Source organism: Plantactinospora sp. A48 (assembly GCF_055793945.1).
Map to the genome: position 1 here is coordinate 1 of NZ_JBTIXF010000028.1, position 26297 is coordinate 26297.

At 72.6% G+C, this 26297-nt stretch carries 19 protein-coding genes and 1 pseudogene; 13 read left to right on the top strand and 7 right to left on the bottom strand.

Features of this window, described 5'->3' with window-relative positions; genetic code table 11:
• Positions 1 to 77 precede the first annotated feature (77 nt).
• The gene (locus ACXN5W_RS16225; RefSeq protein WP_473159127.1) at positions 78 to 455 is read right to left on the bottom strand and encodes a hypothetical protein; all 378 of its coding nucleotides are present in this window, start codon (positions 453 to 455) and stop codon (positions 78 to 80) included.
• Positions 456 to 473: 18 nt separating this feature from the next.
• Here ACXN5W_RS16225 and ACXN5W_RS16230 point away from each other — a divergent pair, with 18 nt between their 5' ends.
• The 3 genes from ACXN5W_RS16230 to ACXN5W_RS16240 all read left to right on the top strand — a co-directional run bounded on the left by ACXN5W_RS16230 (position 474) and on the right by ACXN5W_RS16240 (position 3310).
• Complete coding sequence (locus ACXN5W_RS16230) at positions 474 to 1880, top strand: MalY/PatB family protein (RefSeq protein WP_473159128.1); 1407 nt, start codon at positions 474 to 476, stop codon at positions 1878 to 1880.
• 165 nt (positions 1881 to 2045) lie between these two features.
• On the top strand, positions 2046 to 2795 hold the full coding sequence (locus ACXN5W_RS16235) for a hypothetical protein (protein ID WP_473159129.1): 750 nt from the start codon (positions 2046 to 2048) through the stop codon (positions 2793 to 2795).
• Positions 2796 to 2920: 125 nt separating this feature from the next.
• Entirely contained in the window at positions 2921 to 3310 is a 390-nt protein-coding gene (locus ACXN5W_RS16240) for a hypothetical protein (protein ID WP_473159130.1), read from the top strand.
• 108 nt (positions 3311 to 3418) lie between these two features.
• Here the strand turns inward: ACXN5W_RS16240 and ACXN5W_RS16245 are convergent, their stop codons facing one another.
• Both ACXN5W_RS16245 and ACXN5W_RS16250 read right to left on the bottom strand, forming a co-directional pair.
• Complete coding sequence (locus ACXN5W_RS16245; RefSeq protein ID WP_473159131.1) at positions 3419 to 3907, bottom strand: hypothetical protein; 489 nt, start codon at positions 3905 to 3907, stop codon at positions 3419 to 3421.
• A 126-nt stretch (positions 3908 to 4033) separates the two neighbouring features.
• The gene (locus tag ACXN5W_RS16250; RefSeq protein ID WP_473159132.1) at positions 4034 to 5104 is read right to left on the bottom strand and encodes a trypsin-like serine peptidase; all 1071 of its coding nucleotides are present in this window, start codon (positions 5102 to 5104) and stop codon (positions 4034 to 4036) included.
• A gap of 737 nt (positions 5105 to 5841) precedes the next feature.
• On the opposite strand from ACXN5W_RS16250, the gene ACXN5W_RS16255 reads away from it, so the two are divergent.
• The gene (locus ACXN5W_RS16255; protein WP_473159133.1) at positions 5842 to 6552 is read left to right on the top strand and encodes a hypothetical protein; all 711 of its coding nucleotides are present in this window, start codon (positions 5842 to 5844) and stop codon (positions 6550 to 6552) included.
• Here the strand turns inward: ACXN5W_RS16255 and ACXN5W_RS16260 are convergent.
• Positions 6539 to 7111: a GNAT family N-acetyltransferase gene (locus tag ACXN5W_RS16260; RefSeq protein WP_473159134.1), complete on the bottom strand. Its 573-nt coding sequence runs from the start codon at positions 7109 to 7111 to the stop codon at positions 6539 to 6541. The genes ACXN5W_RS16255 and ACXN5W_RS16260 overlap by 14 nt on opposite strands.
• 66 nt (positions 7112 to 7177) lie before the next feature.
• On the opposite strand from ACXN5W_RS16260, the pseudogene pulA reads away from it, so the two are divergent.
• Together pulA and ACXN5W_RS16270 are read left to right on the top strand one after the other, a co-directional pair.
• Positions 7178 to 10474: pseudogene (gene pulA, locus ACXN5W_RS16265) on the top strand (pullulanase-type alpha-1,6-glucosidase); the annotation flags it as partial.
• Positions 10475 to 10619: 145 nt separating this feature from the next.
• On the top strand, positions 10620 to 11465 hold the full coding sequence (locus ACXN5W_RS16270) for a PhzF family phenazine biosynthesis protein (protein ID WP_473159135.1): 846 nt from the start codon (positions 10620 to 10622) through the stop codon (positions 11463 to 11465).
• 300 nt (positions 11466 to 11765) lie between these two features.
• Here ACXN5W_RS16270 and ACXN5W_RS16275 read toward each other — a convergent pair whose 3' ends face one another.
• The 3 genes from ACXN5W_RS16275 to ACXN5W_RS16285 form a co-directional block, all read right to left on the bottom strand.
• Positions 11766 to 13625: an ICP22 family protein gene (locus tag ACXN5W_RS16275; protein WP_473159136.1), complete on the bottom strand. Its 1860-nt coding sequence runs from the start codon at positions 13623 to 13625 to the stop codon at positions 11766 to 11768.
• 206 nt (positions 13626 to 13831) lie between these two features.
• Positions 13832 to 14314 carry a hypothetical protein gene (locus tag ACXN5W_RS16280; RefSeq protein ID WP_473159137.1) on the bottom strand — a complete coding sequence of 161 codons (483 nt, stop codon included), beginning with the start codon at positions 14312 to 14314 and terminating at the stop codon, positions 13832 to 13834.
• A 17-nt stretch (positions 14315 to 14331) separates the two neighbouring features.
• On the bottom strand, positions 14332 to 16092 hold the full coding sequence (locus tag ACXN5W_RS16285) for an NAD-binding protein (RefSeq protein ID WP_473159138.1): 1761 nt from the start codon (positions 16090 to 16092) through the stop codon (positions 14332 to 14334).
• Between the two features lie 202 nt (positions 16093 to 16294).
• Here ACXN5W_RS16285 and ACXN5W_RS16290 point away from each other — a divergent pair, with 202 nt between their 5' ends.
• From ACXN5W_RS16290 to ACXN5W_RS16320, 7 genes are all read left to right on the top strand, one after another.
• A complete protein-coding gene (locus ACXN5W_RS16290; protein ID WP_473159139.1) occupies positions 16295 to 17602 on the top strand; it encodes a low temperature requirement protein A in 1308 nt (435 codons plus the stop codon).
• Positions 17603 to 17810: 208 nt separating this feature from the next.
• Complete coding sequence (locus tag ACXN5W_RS16295) at positions 17811 to 19109, top strand: hypothetical protein (RefSeq protein WP_473159140.1); 1299 nt, start codon at positions 17811 to 17813, stop codon at positions 19107 to 19109.
• A complete protein-coding gene (locus ACXN5W_RS16300) occupies positions 19106 to 20089 on the top strand; it encodes a glutamate ABC transporter substrate-binding protein (protein WP_473159141.1) in 984 nt (327 codons plus the stop codon). The genes ACXN5W_RS16295 and ACXN5W_RS16300 overlap by 4 nt, the downstream gene beginning before the upstream one ends.
• A gap of 5 nt (positions 20090 to 20094) precedes the next feature.
• The gene (locus ACXN5W_RS16305; protein ID WP_473159142.1) at positions 20095 to 21327 is read left to right on the top strand and encodes a hypothetical protein; all 1233 of its coding nucleotides are present in this window, start codon (positions 20095 to 20097) and stop codon (positions 21325 to 21327) included.
• 156 nt (positions 21328 to 21483) lie between these two features.
• Positions 21484 to 23829: a serine/threonine-protein kinase gene (locus ACXN5W_RS16310; protein WP_473159143.1), complete on the top strand. Its 2346-nt coding sequence runs from the start codon at positions 21484 to 21486 to the stop codon at positions 23827 to 23829.
• The gene (locus ACXN5W_RS16315) at positions 23826 to 25004 is read left to right on the top strand and encodes a PP2C family protein-serine/threonine phosphatase (RefSeq protein ID WP_473159144.1); all 1179 of its coding nucleotides are present in this window, start codon (positions 23826 to 23828) and stop codon (positions 25002 to 25004) included. The genes ACXN5W_RS16310 and ACXN5W_RS16315 overlap by 4 nt, the downstream gene beginning before the upstream one ends.
• Positions 25001 to 26287: a VWA domain-containing protein gene (locus ACXN5W_RS16320; RefSeq protein WP_473159145.1), complete on the top strand. Its 1287-nt coding sequence runs from the start codon at positions 25001 to 25003 to the stop codon at positions 26285 to 26287. Before ACXN5W_RS16315 ends, ACXN5W_RS16320 begins: the two co-directional genes overlap by 4 nt.
• Positions 26288 to 26297 lie beyond the last annotated feature (10 nt).

Consider the following 26297-nt stretch of genomic DNA (forward strand, 5'->3'; position numbering starts at 1 on the left):
TGGTGGGATTGTGGGTTTCTGTTTCCCCCCGGGGGACACAAAAACCCCACGATCCACAAGAAGGCCGTATCCGGCCGTCAGCCGGTAGCGCCCGACTCGGTGGGACCGGTGGGATCGGCCGTGCCGGTGCGACCGGGGGTTGCGCTGGTCGGGTCGGCGGGGTCGGTCGTATCGGTGTGACCGGGGGGTGCGCTGGTGGGGTCGGCCGTATCGGTGTGACCGGGGGGTGCGCTGGTGGGATCGGCCGCGCCGGTGTGATCGGGGGCCGTGCCGGTAGGGAGGGCCGTGCCGGCGAGATTGGTCGTGCTGGTGGCTTCGGCGTGCCGCTCGCGTAACCGGCCCCGGATCTCCTCCGGGGTGTAGGCCCGGCGCTTGCGTTCGGCGCGGGCCACCACCACGCCGGTGGCCGCGACGCCAGCGAGACCGGCCAGACCGAGGATCTTCCACCACCGCATCGGCATAGGCTAGCCGGCATGGTCGACGAAAGCATCGCGGCGGGCTCCGGCATGCCGGGCAGCCGCCGGGACCAGGATCAGGACCGCAGCCGGCCGCCGGCCCAGAGCCAGCTACCGGCCCAGAGCCAGCTACCGGCCCAGAGCCAGCTACCGACCCAGCGCCGAGCGCCGGACCAGTACCAGCTCCGGAGCCGAGCCCAGCCCCACGGGCCGGACCAGGACCAAGGGTCGGACCAGGACCAAGGGTCGGACCAGGACCAGGCGTCGCGGTCCGGCAACCCGTTGCGGGCGCTCAGCCTGGACCGGTTGCGCCAGCGGACGAGTATGAAATGGCGGCAGTTCCCGCCGGACGTACTCCCGCTCTGGGTCGCGGAGATGGACGTGCCGCTGGCCGAGCCGATCGCGCGGGCCCTGACCGACGCCATCGCCCTGGGTGACACGGGTTATCCGTACGGCCTCCGGTACGCCGAGGCGCTTGCCGGCTTCGCGGCCCGGCGGTGGGGTTGGACGATCGATCCTCGGCGTACGGCGATCGTGCCGGACGTCATGCTCGGCGTGGTCGAGATGTTGAAGCTGGCCACCGGCGACGGGGATGCCGTGGTGGTCAATCCGCCGGTGTATCCGCCGTTCTACCAGTTTGTCGCGCACTCGGGCCGGCGGGTGCTGGAGGCGCCGCTGGACCCGTCGGGCCGGCTTGACCTGGACGCTCTCGCCGTGGCGTTCCGGGCGGCGACCGCCGGGGGCCGGCGCGCGGCCTACCTGCTGTGCAGCCCGCACAACCCGACCGGCGCGGTACACACCCGGGACGAACTGTCCGCGGTGGCCGAACTGGCCGGACGGTACGGGGTACGGGTGATCGCCGACGAGATCCACGCGCCGCTGGTGCTGCCCGGGGCGGAGTTCGTGCCGTACCTGACGGTGCCCGGCGGTGCGGACGGGTTCGCGTTGCTGTCCGCGTCCAAGGCGTGGAATCTGGCCGGGCTCAAGGCGGCGCTGGCGGTGGCCGGTCCGGAGTCGGCGGCGGACCTGGCCCGGTTGCCCGAGGAGGTGAGCCACGGTCCCAGCCATCTCGGGATCGTCGCGCACAGCGCGGCCCTCACCGAGGGCGGCGCCTGGCTGGATGCCCTGCTGTCCGGATTGGACGGGAACCGGCGGCTGCTTGTCGACCTGCTCGCCGAGCGGCTGCCGGCGGTGCGGTACCGGCCGGGGGAGGGGACGTACCTGGCCTGGTTGGACTGCCGGGAGCTGGGTCTGGGCGACGATCCGGCCGCCGTGTTCCTGGACCGTGGCCGGGTGGCGGTCAACTCGGGGCTGGAGTTCGGTGCCGGCGGCGCGGGACATGTCCGGCTCAACCTGGCCACCGCGCCGGAGATCCTCGCCGAGGCCGTGGATCGGATGGCCGCCGCGGCAGCTCGTCGGAGCTGAGGCGAGCGCGGTCGGCACGGCGTCAGCGCGGTCGGCGCGGCGTCAGCGCGGTCGGCGCGGCGTCAGCGCGGTTGGCGCGGCGTTAAGCGGGGGCCCTTCCTATACCGGAAACGATAAGAAGGGGCCCTTCCTTGCCCCGCGGGCGGGGGCTTCTAGGGTGGGCGGGTGGCCGAGACGAGCATCAGCCTGGACGAGGCGGTCGAGCTGACCCGCACCGGGGACGTGTGGGTGTTCCGCGGGCGGAGCATGCCGGACCGGGCCATCCAGTTCACCACCAACAGTCCCGTCAACCATGTGGGCATGTCGGTGGTGCTGGAGGACCTGCCACCGTTGATGTGGCACGCCGAGCTGGGCCGGTCGCTGCCCGACCTGTGGTCCGGTACGCGGCAGCGCGGGGTGCAGCTGCACGACCTGCGGGACGCGGTCTGCGTCTGGGCCACCCGGTACGGCCAGCGGGCCTGGCTGCGCCAGCTGGAACCGTCGGCGAGCCGGGAGATGGAGGACGCGGTGTTGCGCACCGTCGCCCGGTTGGACGGCACGCCGTTCCCGTCCACCGCCCGGCTGGCCTGGCGCTGGTTGCACGGCCGGGCACCGGTGGTACGGCTGCCGAGGCCGGGCGGGCACCCGGGTGGCGGGGATCCCGGTGACCGCCGCCGGCCAGCCCGGGTCGGGGGCGGCGACACTCCGGTCGAGGCGCCGGGGGTACGCGGGCCGGCGTCGGTCCGGGACAGCGCGCTGGAGACGGCGTACTGCGCCGAGGTCGTCGCGGTGACGTACGAGGAGATGGGCCTGCTGCCGGGCGGACGGCGGCCGAACTGGTACGACCCCGGGCGGTTCTGGAGCGGCGACGACCTCGCGCTCACCGGTGGCGCGCGACTGGGCGCCGAGATCGCGGTCCGGATCCCGCCGCGCTGATCCGGCTCGGGACGGGCGCTGGCCCGGCTCCGGGTGGGCGCTGGCCCGGCTGCGGTGGCGCGGACCATAAAAAGGCCAGCGTCGATCCGGTTTGCCGCGCGCCCGGCGCGGATACTGCTACCTGCGTGAATACTTCGACCGACCTCGAGACGCTCACCGAGTTCTTCGATCGGTACGGCGCCGCGCTGGTGGCGGCCGACGTACCCGGCATCGCGGGCTGTTATGCCCTGCCGGGCATGGTGGTCGCGGACACCTACAGCTTCTCGTTCGCCACGCCGGCCGCGGTGGCGCTGTCCTTCGTCGGCGCCGCACCGGACTACCAGGACCGGGAGCTGGTGGCGGCGAACGCGCAGATCCGGGACGTACGGTCGGTCTCGGCGCTGCTCACCACGGTGGCTGTCGAGTGGGAGTACCTGGACAGCCGGGGCGGCGCGGTGCCGGGGGAGCGGTTCGAATACCTGCTGCGGATGACCGACGGCGGCCCGGCGATCTGCACGGTCATCCGCGCCGGTTGACCACGTCACCCGGCCGTCGACGCGACGGGCACCGTGCGGCACCGTCCGGCCGTGGACGCGACGGGCACCGTGCGGCACCGTCCGGCCGTGTAGGCGACGCCGGGCGGATCAGTTCCGCGAGCCGTCCCGGATGCTCCGGTGGCCCAGTGGCGCCTTCAGGCTGACCGTGGTCACCATGGGCGCCGCGAGCTGCGCCACCGCGCCGTCGCAGTCGGCGCCGGGCAGCCGGCCGACGAGCAGGGTGATCGTGACGGCGTCGGCGGCCTCGGCGATGTCCACCCGGCCCAGCGCCGCGCACTCCGGACGCCCGGTGGTGGTGAAGTGGACCCGTACCTGGTTGCCGGTCGCCGGGGCGATCCGGTCCCAGACGGCGGGCCGGAGATCGACGGCCCGGCTGTCCGGACGGGTCTCGTTCGGGCCCGGCTCCCGGGGCGCGCCGGAGACTGACGGGCCGGGCTGTGGTGGCGGCAGGGCGGTGGAGGTCACCTCTCGCCCCGGGTCACTGCCGCTTCCGGCCGGACTGCCGCCGGCCACCTGGGCGCAGGCCCCGGTGGCCAGCAGCATGGTCAGCGCCGTGCCGAGTCGAAGTGTTCGCATCATGTCTCCTTGGACCGGCAACGTGACGGCCTGGTTCCGCTCCGTACGATAGTGAACGTGCCGGGTGCCGGACCCGCGAACGCGGATCCGGCACCCGTTCCCATGCTGTCCGGTTGGCTGCTCCGGTCAGGCCGAGATGTACCGCACCTGGTTGTAGAGGCTGGAGACCTGGTTGCCGTAGTACGGCGAGTACATGTACTGGGGCTGGTTGTTGTACTTGAAGTCGTTGTGACCGTTGATGTTGCCCCAGTTGCCGTCGAAGTTGATCAGCCAGGGGCCACCGGACGATCCGCCGGTCATGTCGTTGACCATGTAGATGATGTTGGTGCCACCGCTGTAGGTGGTCCCCGTCGCCTCGGTGAGGCAGCATCCGTTGTAGGGGGACGCCTGCGGGTAGCCGAAGGCGTAGGCGTACTGGCCGACGGCGTAGTTCCAGGCGATCCCCTGCGCGCCGAGGTAGTCGGCGATGCGGTAGCCGGCGCTGTTGCGGTACATGATGGCGGCGCCGACGTCGTTGGCGAAGTCGTTGTTGTTACCGAACCAGGCGCTCGTGGTCCAGAGCGCGGACGCGGACCAGTTGCCGTAGGGGGCGGAGCCGCTGGCGTAGTTGGGCACGAAGACCCAGTTGTAGTTCCACTGGCCGCCGCTGGAGACGCAGTGGCCGGCGGTCCACACCGTGGACTTGCCCTCGGTGTTGACGATGGCTCCCGAACACACGTAGTTCAGGCCGGCGCTGGTGAAGAAGACCTTGCCGTTGGTCCTGGCGGCCGGGGAGCCGACCGGGAGGTTGGGGTAGAACGAGTCGGTGGACACGCCCGGTGCCGCGGCCTTCGGCTCGGCCACCGGTGGCGCCGCCGGGATCGAACCGGCGGGGCCCTGCGGGCGGGTCGCCTCGGTGCCGGAGGTGGTTCCGGTGCCGGCGGACGCGCTCGCCCGCTTCATCGAGGGCAGGTCGCTGTCCGGGTGGGCGTTCTTCATCCGGTCCGGCGTCCAGTAGGCGGTGAGTGCCTGCTGCTGGGCCTCGGCGCCGGAGCCCTGCATCGTGCGGGCGACGTCGGCGGTGACCTGAGCTGGCCCACTGGTCAGGCCGCTACCGGTGCTGGCTGCCTCGGCGGCGGTGACGACGCCGGTGGTCAGCGCGGTGCCGACCATGGCCGTGGCCACGGTCAACGCCGCGAGGCGCTTGGAGAGCTTCAACACGTCCTCCTTGAGAACCTATTGGTGGCTGCTGGGGATTGGGCAGCCGAGATAATTGTTATCGGCAATCGTTACATGTCAACTGATCAATGCCATGTCGACTTGCCAATCATGGCGGATTCAAAAATTCGCCGGGTGCGGACCGTGATTCCGTTCGTGCATTCCGTCGAGTCCGTCGAGTCCGACATATCTAGGCGCTCGACGGCTTTGTGCTTGCCTGTTGTCGGTGGCTGATCCGCCGAATCTGCCAAGGAATCACTGGACCGATCACCCTGGGTCACGCTGGCCAAAGTTGTCTATTAACAGCATGTTAAAGATTGATCATCCAAGCCCGCTGGAATCGCGTTGAGCTGAGCCGATCAATGATCCGATAAATTGCCGATTGGTGGCCCAGCCCGAGGTGGCGGTCGTTCGGGGAGTCTGTCTGCGAGATTACGAGATGGTTCTTAAAGAAAGATGCTGCCCGAGCGCGGAAACACGGAAAAACGCGAAAATAGTCCTCTCGCGGCTTCTGTCGGTTGTCGGGAATTACCCAGTGAGTATTAGCGACATGCCGGCGAGGTCCGACAATTCCGTCCCGCCCCGGCCACCACACTGGCACCCGTCCGACCCGCCGGATTCGAACCGATCGACATGGAGCGACACGATCTGACGTACCGCCTGGACGGCCCGCCCGTACCGTTCGGTGGTCAGCCCGCTAGTCTCGCCGGGTCAGCTATGAGTCGCTGGAGGGGCCGATGCCCGGCGCGGTGGAAATTGAGCGGCGCAGGCCGGGTCCGCTCGCCTGGGCACCATGGATCGTGGTGGTGGCGGGCGCCTGCGTGATGATGGTGCTGTTCGTCATCGCCGTGGCCGCCTATTCCGGCTATTCCGGCGGGGCCGGCCCGAACCGGTCCAGGGCCCTGACCCAGCCACGGTGGCAGTCAGCGGGCCCGCCGATCGCCGATTCCGGCTCGTCGGCCCCCGGAACGCCCTCGGCCGTCGCAACCACCGCAGCCGCTGTGGAAACGGCCGGGGCGCCGTCGGCCGCGCCGACGCCCGCCCACCGGCCGCGTCCGCCGTCGGCGTCGGCCGTGCCGGGCCGGGCGGCACCGAGCCGGTCCGCCGGCCCGCAATCCCCGGTGCTGACCACGAGTTACCGGGTACGCGACATCTGGGGCGGCTCGTTCATCGGTGAGTTGAGGATCGGCAACCCGTCCGGTGCGGCACGGTCGTGGACGGCATCGCTGAGCTTTCCGGCCGGCGTCGGTGACCTCCGGCTCTACCAGGTGGACGGCCGGTCCCAGCCGACCCTGCGCCGCACCGGCGACCGGTACGTGTTCACCGGCTCGGCAACGCTCGCCCCGGGAACGTCACTCCGGTTGCAGATGTGGTTCCACACCGCGACCGAGCCGCGCCCACTGGCCTGCTCGGTGAACGGCGCCGGCTGCGACCTCAGCGGTTCGTGACCGGTCGGCTGCGGGTGGCCGGGGGTACGGGCACCCAGAAGCGCAGCTTGGCACCCCGCTGATCCTCCAGCACCCCACCGTTGTGTTCGATCACCCGGCGGGACGCGACGTTGTCCACGTCGCAGGTCACCAGCGCGGACTCGATCCCGAGTTCCCGGGCGACCGGCAGAACCGCCCGGAGCATCGCCGTAGCGTGCCCGCGCCGCCGGGCCGACGGGCGTACGTCGTAACCGATGTGCCCGCCGAGGTCCCGCAGGCTCGGGGTGAGCCGGTGCCGGACCGCGATCCGGCCCAGGTACCGGTCGCCCTCGACCCACCACAGGGTGGTGGACGGGACGAACCCGGCCGGCCGTGGCGACTCGGGCAGCGCCTGCGCGCGTAGTTCGGCCACGAACCGCGCGAAACCCTCGGGTGAGGTCCAGGTGGTGGCGTGTTCCCGGATCTCGTGTCCGATCATCGTGTGGTCCTGCCGGTCACCCCGGCCCTCGGCGCGGAACTCGGCCATCGCGGCGAGGAAGGACTCGCGGACCCGGCTGGTCGGCTCGGTCAGGGTGGGCATGCCGGTAGTCAAGCGAGCCCGGCGGTCCCGCGCCAGCCAATTAGCCGCCACACCGGGCCGCCGGAGACCACCAGCCGGGACTGGGCGGTGGTCCACTACCAGCGCCCGGCCGGCGACTACGACGACTGGGGTCTGTACGCCTGGGGCGACATCGACCCGGCGTCCCAGACGGACTGGCCCAAGGGACAACCGTTCGCGGGCGAGGACTCGTACGGCCGGTTCGCCTGGGTACGGCTCAAACCGGGCGCCGGTTCCGTTGGCTTCCTCATGGTAGACAGGAACGGCACGAAGGATGTCGGGGCGGATCGCGGCATCGACGTCACCAGCACCGGGGAGGTCTGGATCAAGCAGGGCGACCCGACGGTCTACACCACCCGCCAGGCGGCCACCGGGGAACCGGATCCGCCCGTCGACCAGACCACGGCGGTGTTGCACTACCGCCGCACCGACGGCGACTACTCCGGATGGGGGCTGCACGTCTGGACCGGCGCGGCGGAGCCGACCGACTGGGGCAGCCCGCTGCGGCCGAGCGGCCAGGACGCCTACGGCGTGTACTGGAAGGTGCCCCTGGCGGCCGGGGCGAGTGACGTCAACTACATCATCCACAACGGCGACACCAAGGACCTGCCGGATGACCAGCGCCTCGACTTCGCCACCGCCGGACACCAGGCGTGGCTGCTGGCCGGTACGCCGGGCCGGCTGCTGCCGGTGACCGCCAGCGTGAGCCACGACCTCGACATCACCAGGCAACGGGCCCAGTGGATCGACGCCGGGACCGTGGCCTGGCAGACCGGGCCCACCGACGGCCGCCGGTACGACCTGGTCTCCGCCCCCGAGGGCGGCCTGGTCGTCATCGACGGCAAGCTGTCCGGGACGTACACCCGGGTGGAGTTACGGGCCCGGCGCGACAGCCTCACCGAGGCCCAGCGCGCGAAGTTCCCGCAGCTGTGGCAGTACCGAGCATTCGACCTGGACCAGCGCGATCTGGCCCGGGTACCGGACCTGCTGCGCGGCCAGGTCGTGGTGACCGAGAGCGACGACGCCGGCCACCTGCTGGCGGCGACCGGGGTGCAGCTGCCCGGGGTGCTCGACGACGTGTATGCGGCGGCCACCGGCGCGGACCTCGGGGTGAGCTTCGACGGCGGCCGGTCAACGCTGTCGGTGTGGGCCCCGACCGCCCGGTCGGTGGCGCTGCAACTGTTCGACGACCCGGCCGGCAGCCCCAGCGTCGTCGCCATGCGCCGGGACGACCGTACCGGCGTGTGGTCGGTACGCGGCGGCCGGAGCTGGACCGGACGCTACTACCGCTACCAGGTGCGGGCCTGGCAACCCGCCACCCAGCGGATGGTCACCGTGTCGGTCACCGACCCGTACTCGGTGGCGCTGTCGGCCGACTCCACGCACAGTCAGATCGTCGACCTGACCGACCCGAGGCTGGCGCCCGCCGGGTGGGACGCGCTGCGCAAGCCGACCGCGGTGGCCCCGGCCCGGGCGCAGATCCAGGAACTGTCGGTACGCGACTTCTCGATCGCCGACACCAGCGTGCCGGCCGGGCGGCGGGGCACGTTCGGCGCCTTCACCGACCCGACCAGCGCCGGGATGCGACATCTGAAGGCCCTCGGCGACGCCGGCGTGACCCACCTGCACCTGCTGCCGGTCTTCGACTTCGCCACCATCCCCGAGCGGCGGGCCGACCAGAAACAGCCGGCCTGCGACCTGGCCGCGCTGCCGCCGGACTCGGAGAAACAGCAGGAGTGCGTGGCGGCCGTCGCCGACACCGACGGCTACAACTGGGGGTACGACCCGCTGCACTACACCGTGCCCGAGGGCGGGTACGCGGTCGACCCGGACGGTGCCGCCCGGACGAGGGAGTTCCGGCAGCTGGTGGCCGGGGTCAACGGCGCCGGCCTGCGGGTGGTGCTGGACGTGGTCTACAACCACACCGCCGCGTCCGGCGCCGACCCGAAGTCGGTACTCGACCAGATCGTGCCCGGCTACTACCACCGGCTGCTCGACGACGGCACGGTCGCCGACTCCACCTGCTGCGCCAACACCGCACCCGAGCACGCGATGATGGGCAAACTGGTGGTCGACTCGATCGTCACCTGGGCCACGGCGTACAAGGTGGACGGTTTCCGGTTCGACCTGATGGGCCACCACCCGAAGGCGAACATCCTGGCCGTGCGGGCGGCGCTGGACCGGTTGACCCTGGCCCACGACGGGGTCGACGGGCGGTCGATCCTGCTCTACGGGGAGGGCTGGAACTTCGGCGAGGTCGCGGGCGACGCCCGGTTCGTGCAGGCCACCCAGGCCAACCTGGCCGGCACCGGCATCGGCACCTTCAACGACCGGCTCCGCGACGCAGTCCGGGGCGGCGGCCCGTTCGACGGCAACCCCCGGGTCCAGGGTTTCGCCTCGGGCCTGTTCACCGACCCGAACGGCGACCCGGTGAACGGCACGGCCGCCGAGCAGCGGGCCCGGCTGCTGCACTACCAGGATCTGCTCAAGGTGGGCCTGACCGGAAACCTGGCGGGCTACCGGTTCACCGACTCGTCCGGCGCCTCGGTCAGCGGGGCGCAGGTCGACTACAACGGATCGCCCGCCGGCTACACCGCCACGCCGGCGGAGGCCGTCACGTACGTCGACGCGCACGACAACGAGATCCTGTACGACGCGCTGGCGTACAAACTTCCCCAGGGCACCGGCGCGGCGGACCGGGCCCGGATGCAGGTGCTCGCGCTGGCCGCCACCGCGCTCGGCCAGGGCACCGGGTTCGCCGCCGCCGGCTCCGAGCGGTTGCGGTCCAAATCGCTGGACCGCAACTCGTTCAACTCCGGTGACTGGTTCAACCAGATCCGGTGGAACTGCGCCGACGGCAACGGGTTCGGCGCCGGACTGCCCCCGGCCCCGGACAACCGGGACAAGTGGCCGTACGCCCGGCCACTGCTGGCCGATCCGGCGCTGGTGCCGGACTGCGCGGCCATCGACCAGGCCAACGCCGGGTACGCCGAACTGCTCCGGATCCGCCGCTCGTCGCCGGTGTTCGGGCTGGCCAGTGCCGCCGAGGTGCAGCGGCGGGTGTCGTTCCCACTGTCCGGCACCGACGAGACCCCGGGCGTGCTGACCATGCGCCTGGACGGCCGGGGCCTGGACGGCCGCTGGTCGTCGCTGACGGTGGTGTTCAACGCGACCCCGCACGCCGCGGCGCAGACGGTCCCGCAGCTACGCGGCGCCGACGTGAGCCTGCACCCGGTACAGCGGGACTCGGCCGACCCGGTGTTGCGGACCGCGTCCTTCGACCCGGCCAGCGGCACGTTCAGCGTGCCCGCCCGGAGCGTCGCGGTCTTCGTCCAACGCGGCTGACCGGTAAGGAAGGGCCCCCTGTTATCGCTTTTCGTATAGCAGGGGCCCCTCTTAACGTTCTGACCAGCGCCGCCGGGGAGGCGGCGGGCCGCGGAGCCGGGATTGGCCACCGACGGTGCCGCCGGCTCGGGCTAACGTCGCCGTCATGGAGATCCTGCGGTACACGGCCTTCACCGACCTCCCGAACGGCGGCAACCCGGCCGGCGTGGTGCTCGACGCCCGGGGAACGGACGACGCCAGGATGCTCGCCATCGCCGCCGACCTCGGTTACTCCGAAACCGCCTTCCTGCTGCCCAAAGGCACCGATCGGGACTTCACGGTCCGGTACTTCAGCCCTCGGGCGGAGGTGCCGTTCTGCGGGCACGCCACCATCGCCTCGGCCGTGGCGTACGCCGACCGGCACGGACCGGGGACGCTTCGGTTCGACACCCGGGCCGGTCGGGTCGACGTGGTCACCACCGTCGCGTCCGGCGGCCCGCCCACCGCGACGCTGATCAGCGTTCCACCCCGTACCGTGGCGTTGGCCCAGGACGATCGCGCCGCGTTGCTCGCCGCGCTGCGCTGGCAGCCGGGAGACCTGGACGCCGACCTGCCGGCCCGGATCGGGTACGCCGGGGCCTGGCACCCGATCATGGCGGCCGGGACCCGTGCCCGCCTCGCCGACCTGGACTACGACTTTCCGGCGCTGGCCGCGCTGATGGCCGCGCGGGAATGGACCACTGTGGACCTCGTCTGGCGGGAGTCGCCGACCGTTTTCCACGCTCGTAACCCGTTCCCGCCCGGTGGGGTCGTGGAGGATCCCGCCACTGGCGCGGCGGCGGCCGCCCTCGGCGGTTACCTGCGGGAACTCGGTCTGGTCGACCCGCCCGCCACCCTCACCGTCCACCAGGGTGCGGATCTCGGACGACCCAGCCTGCTGACCGTGCGGGTCCCCGCCGCGGCGGCCTCGGGCATCGAGGTCAGCGGGACCGCCGTGCCGCTGCCGGACTGAACGTCCGGCCGGTCCCCGCGCGTCCCGGTCGGCTCCCGCCGTTCTCGTTCGTCCGGAGGCCGGCCCCCGCGCGCCCCGGCGGGTTCCGGCCGTTCTCGCTCGTCCAGGCTTGCCCCGCCGGCCCCGCCGGCCCCGCCGGCCCCGCCCGGTCCCGGCCAGTCCCGGCCGGTCCCGCTCGGTCCCGTCCTCCTCGACGGTTGCAGCGCTCCGCCCCCGTACCTGGAGAGGTACGGGGGCGCAGCGCTGGTGTCGCGGCCGTTCCGGCTGGCCGACCGTGGTCGCGCCGGTCCGGTCATCCCGTCAGAAGCAGCCCGGGACGTCGGTGAGGGCCAGCGCGCCGGTGAAGCAGTTGTCCGGCCGGTTCTCGAAGACGATGGTGTCCTCGTCGCCGGTGACCACGCCGAACGGCCCGTTGTTGGCGATGCCGCCACCGCCAACCCCGGCCGTGTTCTCCGTGATCTTGACCGCGGTCAGCGTGACCAGCCCGTGGTTGTTGATGCCACCGCCGCTCCTACCGGCCATGTTGCCGACCAGCAGGCTGCGGGTGATGTTCACCTGAGAACTGGCGTTGTTGATGCCGCCGCCGTCGCGGCCGGCGACGTTGCCGGCGATCAGGCTGTTGTAAATGGTGGTGGTGCCGGTGGACAGGGCTATGCCGCCACCATCCCGGCCTGCGGCGTTGTTGGCCACCGTGACCTGTCGCAGGGTGAACCGTCCCCCGGACCAGCCGAAGATGCCCCCGCCGTTCCGGGCGCTGGAGTTGTCCTTGATCAACGCCTTGTGCAGCGTGACGGTACCGCCGGCGTTCCAGATGCCGGCGCCGTCGTGGTGCGACCTGTTGCTGGCGACGACGGTCTTCTCCGCCAGGACGGTTCCGTCTTCGGAGTTGGCGATGCCACCACCGTTACGGCCCGCGGTGTTGTACGAGATGCGGGAGTCCTCGATCCGCAGCAGGCCGCTGTTCTCGATGCCACCGCCGTTGCCGGTGATGGCCTGGTTGCGCTCGACGTTGCTCTCCTTGAGCAGGAGCGTCCCGTCGTTCTCGATCGCGCCGCCGGCGTTGCTGCTCTGGTTCTTCACCAGCGTCGTCTTCTCCAGCTCGGCCGTGCCACCCTCCTCGACCCGGAGCGCGCCGCCCCCGCCGGAGTAGCCGCCCTTGATGGTGAGGCCACGCAGCCGCAACTGCCCGCCGAGACCCACGTTGAAGAAGCGGAACCGGTCGGACTGCGTCGCCGCCACCAGCACTGACTTGTCGCCCTCGATGCTCACCGCGCGGGTGATGGTCGGGAACGCGCTGCCGCTGTTGCTGGTGATGGTGTAGGTGCAGTCGTGCGCGAGCTTGATGGCGCCACCCCGGCCGGCGTTGGCCCGGATGACCGCGATCAGCAGCGACTCGGAGTCGCAGGGCACCTCGACGATCCGAGATTCACGCCCACCCGGTCCGCCCCAGTCGGAGCCCTCCGGTCCGCCCTTGCCGGCGGAGTCTGATCCGCCCCGGTCGGAGCCTTCCGGTCCGCCCTTGCCCGCGGAGTCGGGTCCGCCCTTGCCGGTGGAGCCGGGTCCGCCCTTGCCGGCGGCGTCCGCGTCGCTCTTGCCCCGGGTGTCCGGGTCGCCCTTGCCGGCGGCGTCCGGTCCGCCCTTGCCCGCGGAGTTCCCCTCGCTCCTGCCCCGGGTGTCGGGGTCGCCCTTGCTCGGCGCGCCGGACGCACCGCCGGGTGCGGCGCTCGGGGAACCCGGCGTGCCCTTCGAGGCATCGCCGCCGGGCGCACCGCCCGGGGTGACGCCGGCGGCGCCCTCCGGGCCGCCGCCTTCGAAGGCACCACCGGGAGCGCCGTCACCGCCGCCCCAGTCCTGCCCGTCCGGGTTCCAGCCCGGCCCGTCCTGCTCGTCGGACTCCCGGCCGCCGGGGACCTCCGGCCGGCCCGATTCGCCCGGCCCGCCATCCTGCTTCGGGGCGTCGGCCTGGTTGACGTGCTGGGCGGTGGGCTTTCCGGCGAGCCGGTTCAGCCCGGTCGCGCCGGCACTCGTGCTCAGCGAGGCGGCGACCAGGCTGACGCCGGCCAGCCCGGCGACCCCGGTGGTCAGCCACCAGCGCCGCCGGGTCGACGACGGCACATCGGATGTGCCCGGGCCGTCGTTCTCGTGAAGATAATTGGACATCTGACCTCTCAGCCCCTCTTCTCGTGGGACACGAAGGCACTCCACTACAAGGAGCACCTAGCGCCACAAAGTGCGTGTATGGCACTGAGAAGGAACGTATGAGAGCACTCTTCGTTTAGCGGCAGCTACCCGAAATAACCACACATAAGGGTATTTAGCGAAAAAACGGGCAAATCGCAAAGAAGGGTCCGGTAAGGGACACCTGGTCAGCGTCGGCAGGCACCGTCCGGCCACAACACCGTGACGGGGAGCCCCCGGGTCCTGGCCAGTCGTACCACGTCGGCCGTGTCGCCCACGTTCATCGACGGCCGGCCGTCCCACACCGCGAGCAACCGGTCGCAGCGGCGCAGGACCTCCTCGCTCGCCGCCAGGTAGGCGGCCCGGCCGGCGTGCGGAAACGACAGGTACGACACGGAGCGGGCCCCGGCGACCAGCTCGTCGAAGACCGCCCGGTTGGTCGGCTCCACGGCGGCGGTCCGGTAGTCCAACGCGGGGATGACCGCCTCGTAATCTCCACCCAGCGCCAGCACCGCCCGGGCGAACAGCTGATCGGCGCCGTCGGCCAGGCAGGTCACCCCGTGCAGGTCGGGACCCGCGTACGGCGCCAGGTGCGCGGCGAGGCATGCGTACACCAGCTCGGGCGTGCCGTCGGCCAGGCGCACGTGACCGGTGATTCCGATCCGTGGCATGGGTGTCCGTCCCCTGGTCAGTGTGGCCGCACCCGGACGATGCGGAAGCCCGCGTCGGCCAGGATCTCAGGCAACTCACGGATTCCGCTGTAGTTGCGTTCCCGCATGTCGCCGGAGAGAGTCTGCCAGTCGGTCACCGCCGGGTGCAGCCGCCGGTCGTCGTCGCGCCGTTTCCCGTAGGACCAGCCGGCCGCCGCCCGGGACGCCAGCCACCGCTCGTGTTCCAGTTCGGCCAGCAGCTCCACCTCCCGCTCGGCCAGCACGTACTCCTGGCTGGGGCCGACCCGGGGATAGAGCGCGCAGCCGATCCGGGCCAGCTTGCGACCGATGTCCCGGGCCTGCTCCCGGTTGGCCTCGCGGCCGGTGGCCGGCAACTCCTCCCAGGCCACCAGCATCGAGTTGGTCTCCGCGGTGTCGCCGTGCCGGCGCCGGTCCAGCACGTACGACTGGTGGATCGCCCGGCCCAACCGCTCCACCAGATCCTCGCCGATCAGCGCCGGGTCGCAGGCGGCCTGCACCACGCCGTACGGGCGGACCGCGCCGGACGCCCCGCCGAGCAGGTAGTCCGGCTCGGTGTCGAAGGCCTCGCGCAGGCTGGCCAGCCGCTCCAGGCGGACCACGATGGACCCCGGTCCCGGCTGCCAGATCTGCTCGGCGAGCAGCGCGGTCTTCAGCGCCCGCTCGTCGTCGTCGTAGCAGAGGTAGACCCGGTCCGGCGGCAGCGGGAAGGTGTCCTCGTCGAGCAGTTGGGGCAGGCCACCGTCGAACGGGGTGACCCGGCAGGACAGCGCCAGGAACGGGTAACGGTAGGCCAGGTCGGCCGCGACGGCGGTGGCCCGCTCGTCCACCAGGGCCACCCGCAGCGGCGCGTCGTCCCGCAGGCCGCTGCGACGCCACCGCCGGGCCAGTTCCACCAGTACCGCCTGACCGAAGTTCGACGCGCCGAGCAGCACGATCCGGGGCGGCCCGTGGGGCAGTGGCACCGGCGGCTGCTCGGCCAGCAGCCTGCGTGCCGCGAGATCGTCGATGTTGAAGAAGGTGAGCTGGGTGCCACCCGGGCGTACCGTGCCGAGGATCCGCGCCTGCAACGCCAGCCCGAACTCCGGGTCGTCGACGTGGGCGTACACGGCCAGCGGGGTCTGCCGGACGGCCCGGGCGGCGGCCAGCGCGATGGCGGTGTTGGTGGCGCTGTCGCTGGTGCAGGCGTACAGGACGCGGGCGTGCGCGATCCCGGCCGAGCGCAGCGCGTCCGGATCCCGCGCGGCTCCGCTCACGTGCGTGTCCGGTGAACCGGCCAGGGTGGTGGTCGACTCGACGGCGACCGCGTCGGAGGGGATCAGCACCACCCGCTCGCCGTCCGCGCGTAGCCGGCGGACCAGCGTCCCGGCCACCATGCCGTCGCCGCAGACGATGACATGGCCGCGCAGATGACGGGTACGCCAGCGGCGCAACTCGGTGGCGAACAGCGCCCGCGCGGCCTCCACCAGGGCGTACGCGGTCACTGCCGGAGCGGAGAACCGGGCCAGGTTGAGGGCGGTGTTGAACGGCCCGCCCTGATCCAGCGGGGGCGAGCCGAGCACGAACAGTTGCAGGTCGTAGTAGAGGACGTCGAGCGGCGCGCTGCTCAGGTCGGGGTGGTCGCGCAGGTAACCGGCGAGTCCCAGATATCCGGCCACCAGCGAGACGAGCCCGAGGGCCGCGAACGCGGCCCGCAGCAGTACGGCGGTCTGGGTGCGGGCCGGACCGCCGGAACCGGTGTCGGGCAGGCTGTCTGGCACGGCGGGCACCTGTCGGTCGCGGTGGTGACGCAGTGCAATCGTAGCGTCGCCGGCTCGCACCGCCCATCGGTCGATCCGCCGCCGGTATCCGAGCCATCACCGGCCCGGCGCGGCCACCCCCGGGGTAAGGTCCGCCCGTTGAACCCGGCACCGCGACGACGTGGACGCGGCTCCGGACCGGGACCGCCCCGATGGAGGTCAGATGGCTCAGGAGCCGGCCGTGCTGCACTCCCGGTTGAAGCACCACCTGCACCACCGGCTACGGCCGATGACCGGGCGCGATCCCGGCGAACAGGGCCGGTCCACCACTCCCATCGAGTTGCTGTACGACCTGACGTACGTGATCGCCTTCGGGGCCGCCGCGGATCAGCTCGCCCATCACATCAGCGCTGGCCAGCTGGGTGCGGCCCTCGGCGCGTACGCGTTCGCGATCTTCGCCGTCACCTGGGCGTGGATCAACTTCACCTGGTTCGCCTCCGCGTACGACAACGACGACGCGCTGTTCCGGGCCGCGACGCTCATCCAGATGCTCGGTGTCATCGTGCTGACCTTCGGACTGCCGGTCAGCTTCGAGGCGGCGGCGCACGGCCACAGCCCGAACAACATCGTCATGGTCATCGGGTACGTCATCATGCGGGTGCCGCTGATCGCGCTCTGGCTGCGCGCCTCCCGACAGGATCCGGCACACCGCAGGGTCAACGTCGGATACGCGCTGCTGATCGCCGTCGCGCAGCTCGGCTGGCTGCTGTCCGCGGTCCTTCCGCTGCCGCCCGTCGCGACCGTCGCCGTGCTCGTCCTGCTCGCGGTCGCCGAGATGACCGCGCCGGTTGTCCTGGAACGTCGGCTGGGAAGCCCGCCGTGGAATGCCGGCCATGTGGCCGAACGATTCAGCCTGCTCACCCTGATCACCCTCGGGGAGGTGGTCGCCGCCACGACCGGCGCGGTGACCGTCCTGGTCAGGGCGCAGGGCTGGACCACCGCCGCCGTCATCATCGTGGCGTCGGGGCTGGTGCTCACCGCGGCGCTCTGGTGGGCGTACTTCCTCATTCCCGCCCGACCCATCCTGGAGAAGTGGCCGTCCCGCACGTTCGCCTGGCGCTACGCGCATCTGCCGATCTTCGGTGCCATCGCCGCCGTCGGGGCCGGGCTGCGGGTCGCCACCACCGCCGTCGAGGAGAAGTCCCTGTCCGCGGTCCAGGTCGCCCTCGCCCTCGCGGTTCCGGTTGCGATTCTGATCACAATGATCTTCGTGACGTGGAGCGTCCTCATGCGCGCCTACGACCTGACCCACCTGCCCCTGCTGGCGCTCACGCTCGTTCCGCTCGTCGCCGCCGTCACCATCCCGCTGCTGCTGGGCTCCACCGGACCGATCGAGCCGGACGACCCGGCGAGCCTGGGGATACTCGCCACGGCCGTCGCGCTGGTCGCGCTGTCGGCGATCGTCGAGGTGGTCGGGCATGAACTGGTGGGCTTCAAGCACACCATGCGAGCCCTGAACAAGGCCCACTGAGCATCGGCGCCACCGCCATTTCCACGGGTTGCCTCCACTGAGTACGGTGACGGCCAGTCGACGGTGGTCGTCGGGGCGGGACGGTCAGGGAGCGGGGGTGGTAGTGGTGCCGACGACGCTGGCCCCCGCGCCGGGGACCATCGGGCCGCGACCGGCGGCGGGAGGTGGCGGACCGCGACCCGGGGCGGTAGCCGTCGGGTCCCGGTCCGTGGCGGTCGGCCGTCAGGGTTGGCCGCGTCGCGTCCTGCGGGACACCCCGCGCCGGCTCGTCGCCATCCTGGCCGGCCTGGTCACGCTGGGCCTGCTCACGGGTGTCGCGGGCTTCGTCGGGGTACGGCAGCGGGCCGACCTGATCGACGGTGTGACCGCGCGCAGCGGCGCGCTGGTGCTGGCCGCCCAGAATCTCTACCGGGCGCTGTCCGACGCGGACGCCACGGCCGCCAGCGCGTTTCTGTCCGGCGGGGTCGAGCAGGCGGCGCAGCGGGACCGGTACGAGCGCGGGCTCGCCCAGGCCGCGACGGCGCTGTCGGTGCTCACCGCCGGCCGCTCGGACGACGGGACCCGGGATTCCGCGATCGCCGTGATCAGCACCGAGCTGCCGGTCTACAGCGGGCTGGTGGAGACGGCGCGGTCGTACAACCGGCAGGGGCTGCCGGTCGGCGCGGCCTACCTGCGGGAAGCCTCGGGGCTGATGCGGCAACGGATGCTGCCGGCGGCCGAGCAGCTCTACCGGTCGGTCACCGATGAGTTGCGCCGGGCCCGCGCGGGCGGTGCCGGGCTTCCCTGGTTCGCGGTGCTGCTCGGGTTGTTGACCGTGGCGGCCCTGGTGGCCGCCCAACGGTGGCTCACCCGCCGGACGAACCGGTTGGTCAACATCGGACTGCTGGCCGCCACCGTCGCCGTGGTGGCGCTGATCGGCTGGTTGGGCAGCACGGCGGTGCTGGCCGCCGGGCGGCTGGTGGCCAGCGACCGGGAGGGGTCGGCGCAGGTGGACCGGCTGGCACAGGCTCGGATCGCCGCCCTGCGGGCCCGTGCCGACGAGTCGCTGACCCTGATCGCCCGGGGTGGCGGCGCCGAATTCGACCGGGACTACACCACGATGCTGGACCAGCTCATCGGGCCGGACGGGCAGGGCGGACTGCTGCGCACCACCGCCGACCAGGCGGCCGATCCGGCCACCCGGTCAGCGGCGCGGGACGCCGCCGACCTGGCCCGGGAGTGGCGGACCGCACACCAGGAACTACGTCGGTTGGACGACGGCGGCCAGTACACCGAGGCGGTGACCGCCGTACTGGGCACCGGCCCGGAGGCGACGACGAGCATCTTCACCGGTCTCGACAAGCTGCTCGCCGACGCCATCGCGCGGGACAGCGACCGGTTCGGCGCGCACGCCCGGTCCGCCGGGCGGGCGCTGACCGGGGCGGACCTCGCGGTGCTGGTCCTGACCGCGCTGATGGTGACGGGGACGTGCCTGGGCGGGTGGCGACGATTGGCGGAATACCGATGAGGCGGCGACTTCTCGCCCGGGTGGTGGCGGCGGGACTGCTGCTCGGCCTGGCCGGCTGCGGTGGCGCCGACGACTCACTGCCGTCCGGCGCCGGTGCCGGGGAGCCGGTCCGGCCGGTCGGGGTGCAGGACCCGGCCCAGATCCCGGCCTCCGGCGGCAGCCGACCGCCGTCCTGCGACCCACGGGCCAGTTTCCGGCCGCCGGCCAGCCTGCCCCGGCCGGGTGCCATGCCGGCCGGCTCGACGCTGAGCCGGATCGCCAGGCGCGGCCGGCTGATCGTCGGGGTCGACCAGAACAGCTACCGGTTCGGTTTCCGCGATCCGCTCACCGGCCAACTGACCGGCTTCGACGTGGACGTGGCCCGGGAGATCGCCGGGGCGATCTTCGGCGACCCCAGGAAGATCCAGTTCCGGGCCATCAACTCGGCGGCCCGGATCCCGTCCCTGCAGAACAGGTCCGTGGACCTGGTGGTCCAGACGATGACGATGAACTGCGAGCGGTGGCAGCAGGTCGCCTTCTCCACCGAGTACTTCACCGCCGGACAGCGCGTCCTGGTGCGCCGGGGTTCGCCGGTACGCGGCATCGCGGATCTCGGCGGGCAGCGGGTCTGCGCGGCGATCGGCAGCACCTCCATCCGGGCCGTGGCCGCCGCCCCGGCCAAGCCGCTGCCGGTGGCGGTGCCGGACTGGACCGACTGCCTGGTGATGCTCCAGCAGAATCAGGTCGTCGCGGTCTCCACCGACGACAGCATCCTGGCCGGTCTGGCCGCCCAGGACCCGAACGCGGTGGTGGTGGGCCCCCGGTTCAGCGATGAACCGTACGGGATCGCGGTCAACCGGGACGACGTCGACCTGGCCCGCTTCATCAACGGGGTGCTGGCCCGGATGCGGACGGACGGGACCTGGACCCGGCTGTACGTCCGGTGGTTGACGGCCCTCGGCCCGGCGCCGGCGCCGCCGGTCGCCCGTTACCGGGACTGACCAGCATGACGGGGATCGTCCCGCTGGGTCGCGACGAGGCGGACACCGCCATCGTCGCGCTGGTGGCCGCGCACGACCGGATCTCGGCCGCCATGTGGGGGGTGGACAACCACCCCGGCGCGGCGCTGCTGCGGAACACCGGGCTGACCGGGGTGACCGAGCGGTACGTCGCGGATCTGCGCGACCGGGTCCGGGCCCTGTGGTCCCAGTTCAGCACGCTCGGCGCCCAGCTCGACCGGGTGCGGGCGGTCCGCGCCCGACGGGGTCGGCCGGGCGAGGACGAGCTACGCGAACTGACCGTGCTGCTGCGGACGCCGGTGGTTCCACTCGGATCCGATGGCCTGGTGCCGGACGACCCGGGCCAACCGGCCGCCTACCGGCTGTCGTTGATGGAACTGGCGCGGCAACTGGAGTCGACCGGCGCCGGCGTGCTGGCCCGGCTGGCCGAACTGGAGGCCGCCCGCTCCGGGGTGACCGACCGGTTCGCCTCGCCGTTCGAGGCGGTGGACCGGCTCCGGGCGGCGGCGGCGGAACTCGGCCCCGAGGCGGTGCCGCCCGACCGCCTCGACCGGGTCGACGCCCGGCTCGCCGAGGCGTTCCGGCAGGCGTCCACCGACCCGCTGGGGGCCCGCCCCGACGCTCCGACCGCGACCGAGCTGGACGGCCGGCTCCGCGAGCTGACCACCGAACTGGCCACCCTGCGGTCCGCCGCGGATGTGCTGGTCGAGCTGTGGGACACCTACCCGGGCCGGGCGGCCCGGCTGCGGGCCGTGCTGGTCGACCTGGATGTGGCGCGACGGGCCGCCAGCCTGGCCCGGGAGGCCGCCACCGAGAAGATCGCCGACAGCGGGCTGCCCGCCGTGCCGGATCCGGGGTCGGGCTTGCGAGCCCAACTGGGCCAGCTCGACCAGATGTACCGGGAGCGGCGGTGGACCCGGCTCGCCGCCGAGTTGGCGGTGGCCGAGCGGGCCGCCGAGGTGGCCGTCGACCAGCTGACGGGGCTGCGGTCGGCGGCGGACGGGCTGCTGGAGCGCCGGGACGAGCTGCGGGGCCGGTTGGAGGCGTACCGGGCCCGCGCCGCCCGGCTGGGCTTCGCCGAGCACGGTGGACTGACCACTCTCCGGCGGCGGGCCGAGGAGCTGCTCTGGGCGGCGCCGTGCGACCTGCCCGCCGCCACCCGGGCGGTGGTCGCGTACCAGCGCGAACTCAACAACCTGAGCGAGCGGGGAACTCCATGAGCGAACGTAGTGAGCGAATCGGCAGGCTCAGGGCGGTTGAGCCTCGTGGCGGGTCCGAGCGTAGCGAGGAGCCGGCATGAGCGAACGTGGTGAGCGAATCGGCAGGCTCAGGGCGGTTGAGCCTCGTGGCGGGTCCGAGCGTAGCGAGGAGCCGGCATGAGCGCGCGGTGTGTACGCCCGGGTTGTACCGGCCAGTACGGTCCGGAGGGCTACTGCGACGAGTGTGGCCGCCGGGCGCCGGCATCAGCGGCCCTGCCGGACGGTGGCCCGACCGGGTCGACGGGTTCGGCCGCCGGTGGTCTGACCGGGTCGACGGATTCGGCCGCCGGTGGTCCGGGGGGTTCGGTGGTCGGTGCCCCGGTCGGCTCGGTGGTCAGTCGCGCGGGCTCGGTGGCCAGCCGGGCCGGTTCGGTGGCCACCCGGTCCCGGGCGTCGGGCCGTAGTCGGGGTGCCAGCCGGGGCGGACTCGGCGCTGGGCTGCTGGAACTGCCCCGGGTGCCGCTGCGCGATCCGGCCAGCGCGGTGCTGGCCGATCCGACCGTGGCCGAGCCCCGGCGATACTGCGCGAGCTGCGACCAGTCGGTGGGCCGGGGCCGGGACGGCCAACCGGGTCGGGTCGAGGGGTTCTGCCCGCACTGCGGCGCGCCGTTCTCGTTCGTGCCCCGGCTGGGTCCCGGTGATCTGGTCAACGCGCGGTACGAGGTGCTCGGTGCGCTCGCGTACGGCGGACTGGGCTGGATCTACCTGGCCCGGGACCGCAACGTCAGCGACACCGTGAGCGACCGGTGGGTGGTCCTCAAGGGACTGATCAACACCGCCGATCCGGACGCGGTGGCGGCGGCGGTCACCGAACGGCGCTACCTGGTGGAGATCGATCACCCGAACATCGTCAAGATTCACGACTTCGTGCAGCATCCGGATCCCAGGACCGGAGTTCCGGTCGGGTACATCGTGATGGAGTACGTCGGCGGCCGGTCGCTGCGGGACATGCTGGTCAGCCGGCGGGAGACCACGGGCGACCGAGCCCTGCCGCTGCCCGAGGTCATCGCGTACGGGGTGGAGATCCTGCCGGCCCTCGGCTATCTGCACGACCGGGACCTGCTGTTCTGCGACTTCAAACCGGACAACGTGATCCACGCCGAGGAACAGCTCAAGCTGATCGACCTGGGCGCCGTGCGGCACGTCGACGACGACGTCAGCGCGGTCTACGGCACCCCCGGCTACCAGGCGCCCGAGGTCGCCGAGGCGGGTCCGTCGGTGTCGGCCGACCTCTACACGGTGGGCCGGACACTGGCCGTGCTGAGCTTCGACTTCCGGGGCTTCACCAGCACGTACGCGCAGCGGCTGCCGGACGCCGCCGAGGTGCCGTTGTTCGGCCGGGAGGAGTCGTACCACCGGTTCCTGCGCCGGGCCACCCACCGCGACCCGGACCGGCGTTTCCAGACGGCGGCCGAGATGTCCGAGCAGCTGCTCGGGGTGCTCCGCGAGGTGCTGTCCGCGGCCGACGGGGTGCCCCGGCCGGCGGCCTCGCGGCAGTTCACACCGGAGCGCCGGGCGTTCGGGACGGCCGCCGGTGAGGTGGGCCTGGCCGCCGTGGCCCACCGTCCCGACCCGGCCGCGGTGGCCGGGGCGCTGCCGCTGCCGCAGGTGGACATCCTCGACCCGGGCGCCGGGTTCCTGGCGACCCTGGCCACCACCGACCCGCGGGAGCTGGTCGCCCAGCTGGTGGCCGCGCCGGCCCGGAGCGTCGAGGTGGCGTTCCGGCTGGTCCGGGCGCGGATCGATGTCGGTGACCAGGCGGGCGCCGCGGCGGACCTGGACCGGCTGGCCGAGGCGGACCCGTACGACTGGCGGGTCGAGTGGTACCGCGGGCTCGCGGCGTTGGTCGGCGGGCGGGGCGCGGACGCCCGGCGGGCCTTCGACGCCGTCTACGACGAGCTGCCCGGTGAGTCGGCGGCCCGGCTCGCCCTGGCCGCGGCGGCCGAGTGCGACGGCGACCCGGGGCTGGCCGAGCGGCTGTACGAACGGGTCTGGCGGGTCGACCACGGCTACATCAGCGCGGCCTTCGGGCTGGCCCGGCTACGGCTGGCCCGGGGGGACCGGGCGGCGGCGCTGGAGGTGCTGGACCAGGTGCCGGACAGCTCAAGCCAGCACGTCGCCGCGCAGGTGGCGGCCGTCCGGGCCAACCTGCCGACGGCCGGCTTCCCGGGCGGGCTCGGTGAGCTGCTGGCCGCCTCCGTCCGGCTGGAACGGCTCAGCCTGGACGCCGAGCGTCAGGCCCGGCTGGCCGTGGAGCTGCTCGAGGCGGCGCTGGCCTGGGTCACCGCCGGTGGCGTTCTGCCGGCCGAGGCCCGGGTGCTCGGCCACCCGCCCACCGAACGCGGACTGCGGTTCGGGCTGGAACGTACGTACCGCACCCTGGCCCAACTGGCCAGCTCGCCGGCCGCCCGGTTCGCGCTCGTCGACCGCGCCAACACGGTCCGACCGAGGACCCTCACGTGACGGCGGAATGTCCGGAGCACGGCCCGCCGGCCGACCCCGGGGACCGGTTCTGCGAGGTGTGCGGGCGCAACCTGCGTACCGGGGAACTGCCGACCCCCGCTGCCTGGTCGCGACCGGCCGACCGCCCGGGTCCCGAGGCCACTCCGTCGGCGGTGACCGGCGCTGGACCGGCGGCGGCGGGCGGGGTTGCTCCGCAGGCGGCGCCCCGGGCTGGGCTGGCGGCGGCGCGCGGGGCTGCTCCCGGCGGTGGTTCCGGACCGTGGCTGTCCTCCCGGGCCGGCGTGGGGGCCTGCGCCGGGTGCGGCGAGCAGGTCTCGGCCGGTGACTACTGCGACCGGTGCGGTCGCCGCCGCGCCGTCGGCCTGGACCGGGCCGAGTTGGAGCTGGCCGGGTTGGCCGCGATGACCGACCGGGCCAACCGGGCCCGCAACGAGGACGCGGTGGCGATCGACCGCACCGCCGGCGCCGCCATCGCGGTGGTCTGCGACGGCGTCTCCACCTCGGCCCGGGCCGACGTGGCGGCCACGGCCGCCGTCGAGGCGGCGATCGGCGAACTTCGCGCCGCGCTGACCGAGGGGACGGATCCCGCCGAGGCGAGCCGACGCGGTGCGCGGGCGGCGACCGTGGCCGTCCGTGCGACCGGCGGACCGGCCGATCGGGACGCGCCGCCGAGCTGCACGTACGTGTCGGTGGTCGGTACGACCGAGTCGGTGACCGTGGCCTGGATCGGTGACAGCCGGGCCTACTGGTTGGCCGCCGAGGGGTCGGCACTGCTGACCCTCGACGACTCGGTCCGGGCGCGGCTGGCCGCCGGCCGGTCGTTACCGGCCGGGCTGGCCGAGGTGGACCCGGACTCCACCGCACTGATCCGCTGGCTCGGCGCGGACGGCGACGGGGAGGACCCGCAGCTGGCCACCATCCGGCCCAGCGGGCCGGGCCGGGTACTCGTCTGCACCGACGGCCTGCACCGCTACCTGCCGGAACCCGATCAGCTCGCCGCCGCGGCGGCCGATCAGCTCGGCGCCGGGGCTGGGCCCACCCCGTTGGCCGTGGCGCGTGGGCTGACCCGGCTGGCGCTGGACGCGGGTGGTCAGGACAACATCGCGGTCGCCGTGCTGTCGCTGCCGCTGACCGGGACGGACGAACCCATCGACAGGACAGGAGCAGCAGGATGAGCGGGCAACCGCAGTTCGTGGCGGAGGTCGACCAGAACGAGTATCTGCCGGCCGGGAGACGGATCGTGGACGCGATCGTCAGCGTCACCGCCAGCGGCGCGGACCTGCGGGAGACCGGTCCGGTCAGCGCCGCCGAGATCATCATGATCGACACGTCCGGCTCCATGTCCGTACAGGGAAAGATCCAGCAGGCCAAGCGGGCGACCGCCGTGGCGATCGACACGCTGCGCGACGGCGTCGCCTTCGCGGTGATCGCCGGCAACGCGAACGCGGTCCTGGTGTATCCGCCCGGACCCGGCATGGCGCCGGCCAACGCGCAGACCCGGGAGCAGGCCAAGGCGGCGGTCGGCCGGTTGCGCGCCGACGGCGGTACGGCGATCGGACGCTGGTTGCACCTGGCCAACCAGTTGTTCGCCGGGCAGCCGGCCGAGGTCAAGCACGCCATCCTGCTCACCGACGGGCAGAACCAGCACGAGACACCGGAGGTGCTGCACCAGGTGCTGGGCCTCTGCGAGGGGCAGTTCGTCTGTGACAGTCGGGGGGTGGGCGCCGACTGGGTCGCCGACGAGCTGCGCAAGGTGGCCTCCACCCTGCTCGGCACCGCGGACGGGTTGGAGGACCCGGCCGAGTTGCCGGCCGCGTTCCGGGCGATGACCGAGTCGGCGATGGGCAAGTCGGTGGCCGACGTGGCGCTGCGGGTGTGGACTCCGGCGGGCGCCCGGATTCGCTTCGTCAAGCAGATGTTTCCGCAGGTCGAGGACCTCACCGGTCGGCGTACCGAGGTGAGCGCCCGGATCGGCGACTACCCGACCGGCGCGTGGGGCGCGGAGAGCCGGGACTACCACATCTCGATCGAGTTGGATGCGCAGCCGGTGGGGGAGGAACTGCTCGCCGCCCGGGTCAGCCTGGTCGGCGCCGGCCAGGTGCTCACCGAGCGGCTGGTGCTGGCCCGGTGGACCGACGACGAGGAGCTGTCCACCAGAATCAACAAGCAGGTGGCGCACTACACCGGGCAGGCGGAGTTGGCCGCCGCCATCCAGGACGGCCTGAAGGCCAGGGACGCGGGCGACGTCGAGACGGCCACCGCGAAACTCGGCCGGGCCGTGCGGCTGGCCACCGAATCGGGGCACACCGATACGGCGAAACTGCTGGCCAGGGTGGTTGACGTGGTCGACGCGCCGACCGGTACCGTCCGGCTCAAGAAGAAGGTCGCCGGGGTCGACGCCGAGCTGACCAACGTGCGCTCGGTGAAGACCGTCCGGGTGAAGAAGACGCAGGACTGACGGAGGACGA

Excerpts from the sequence above, each read along its gene's own strand:
- ACXN5W_RS16300 (WP_473159141.1), top strand. The coding sequence starts at position 19,106 with ATGAGGCGGCGACTTCTCGCCCGGGTGGTGGCGGCGGGACTGCTGCTC.
- ACXN5W_RS16320 (WP_473159145.1), top strand. The coding sequence starts at position 25,001 with ATGAGCGGGCAACCGCAGTTCGTGGCGGAGGTCGACCAGAACGAGTAT.
- ACXN5W_RS16230 (WP_473159128.1), top strand. The coding sequence starts at position 474 with ATGGTCGACGAAAGCATCGCGGCGGGCTCCGGCATGCCGGGCAGCCGC.
- ACXN5W_RS16225 (WP_473159127.1), bottom strand. The coding sequence starts at position 455 with ATGCGGTGGTGGAAGATCCTCGGTCTGGCCGGTCTCGCTGGCGTCGCG.
- ACXN5W_RS16310 (WP_473159143.1), top strand. The coding sequence starts at position 21,484 with ATGAGCGCGCGGTGTGTACGCCCGGGTTGTACCGGCCAGTACGGTCCG.
- ACXN5W_RS16305 (WP_473159142.1), top strand. The coding sequence starts at position 20,095 with ATGACGGGGATCGTCCCGCTGGGTCGCGACGAGGCGGACACCGCCATC.
- ACXN5W_RS16275 (WP_473159136.1), bottom strand. The coding sequence starts at position 13,625 with ATGTCCAATTATCTTCACGAGAACGACGGCCCGGGCACATCCGATGTG.
- ACXN5W_RS16280 (WP_473159137.1), bottom strand. The coding sequence starts at position 14,314 with ATGCCACGGATCGGAATCACCGGTCACGTGCGCCTGGCCGACGGCACG.
- ACXN5W_RS16255 (WP_473159133.1), top strand. The coding sequence starts at position 5,842 with ATGCCCGGCGCGGTGGAAATTGAGCGGCGCAGGCCGGGTCCGCTCGCC.
- ACXN5W_RS16290 (WP_473159139.1), top strand. The coding sequence starts at position 16,295 with ATGGCTCAGGAGCCGGCCGTGCTGCACTCCCGGTTGAAGCACCACCTG.
- ACXN5W_RS16260 (WP_473159134.1), bottom strand. The coding sequence starts at position 7,111 with ATGCCCACCCTGACCGAGCCGACCAGCCGGGTCCGCGAGTCCTTCCTC.
- ACXN5W_RS16245 (WP_473159131.1), bottom strand. The coding sequence starts at position 3,907 with ATGCGAACACTTCGACTCGGCACGGCGCTGACCATGCTGCTGGCCACC.
- ACXN5W_RS16270 (WP_473159135.1), top strand. The coding sequence starts at position 10,620 with ATGGAGATCCTGCGGTACACGGCCTTCACCGACCTCCCGAACGGCGGC.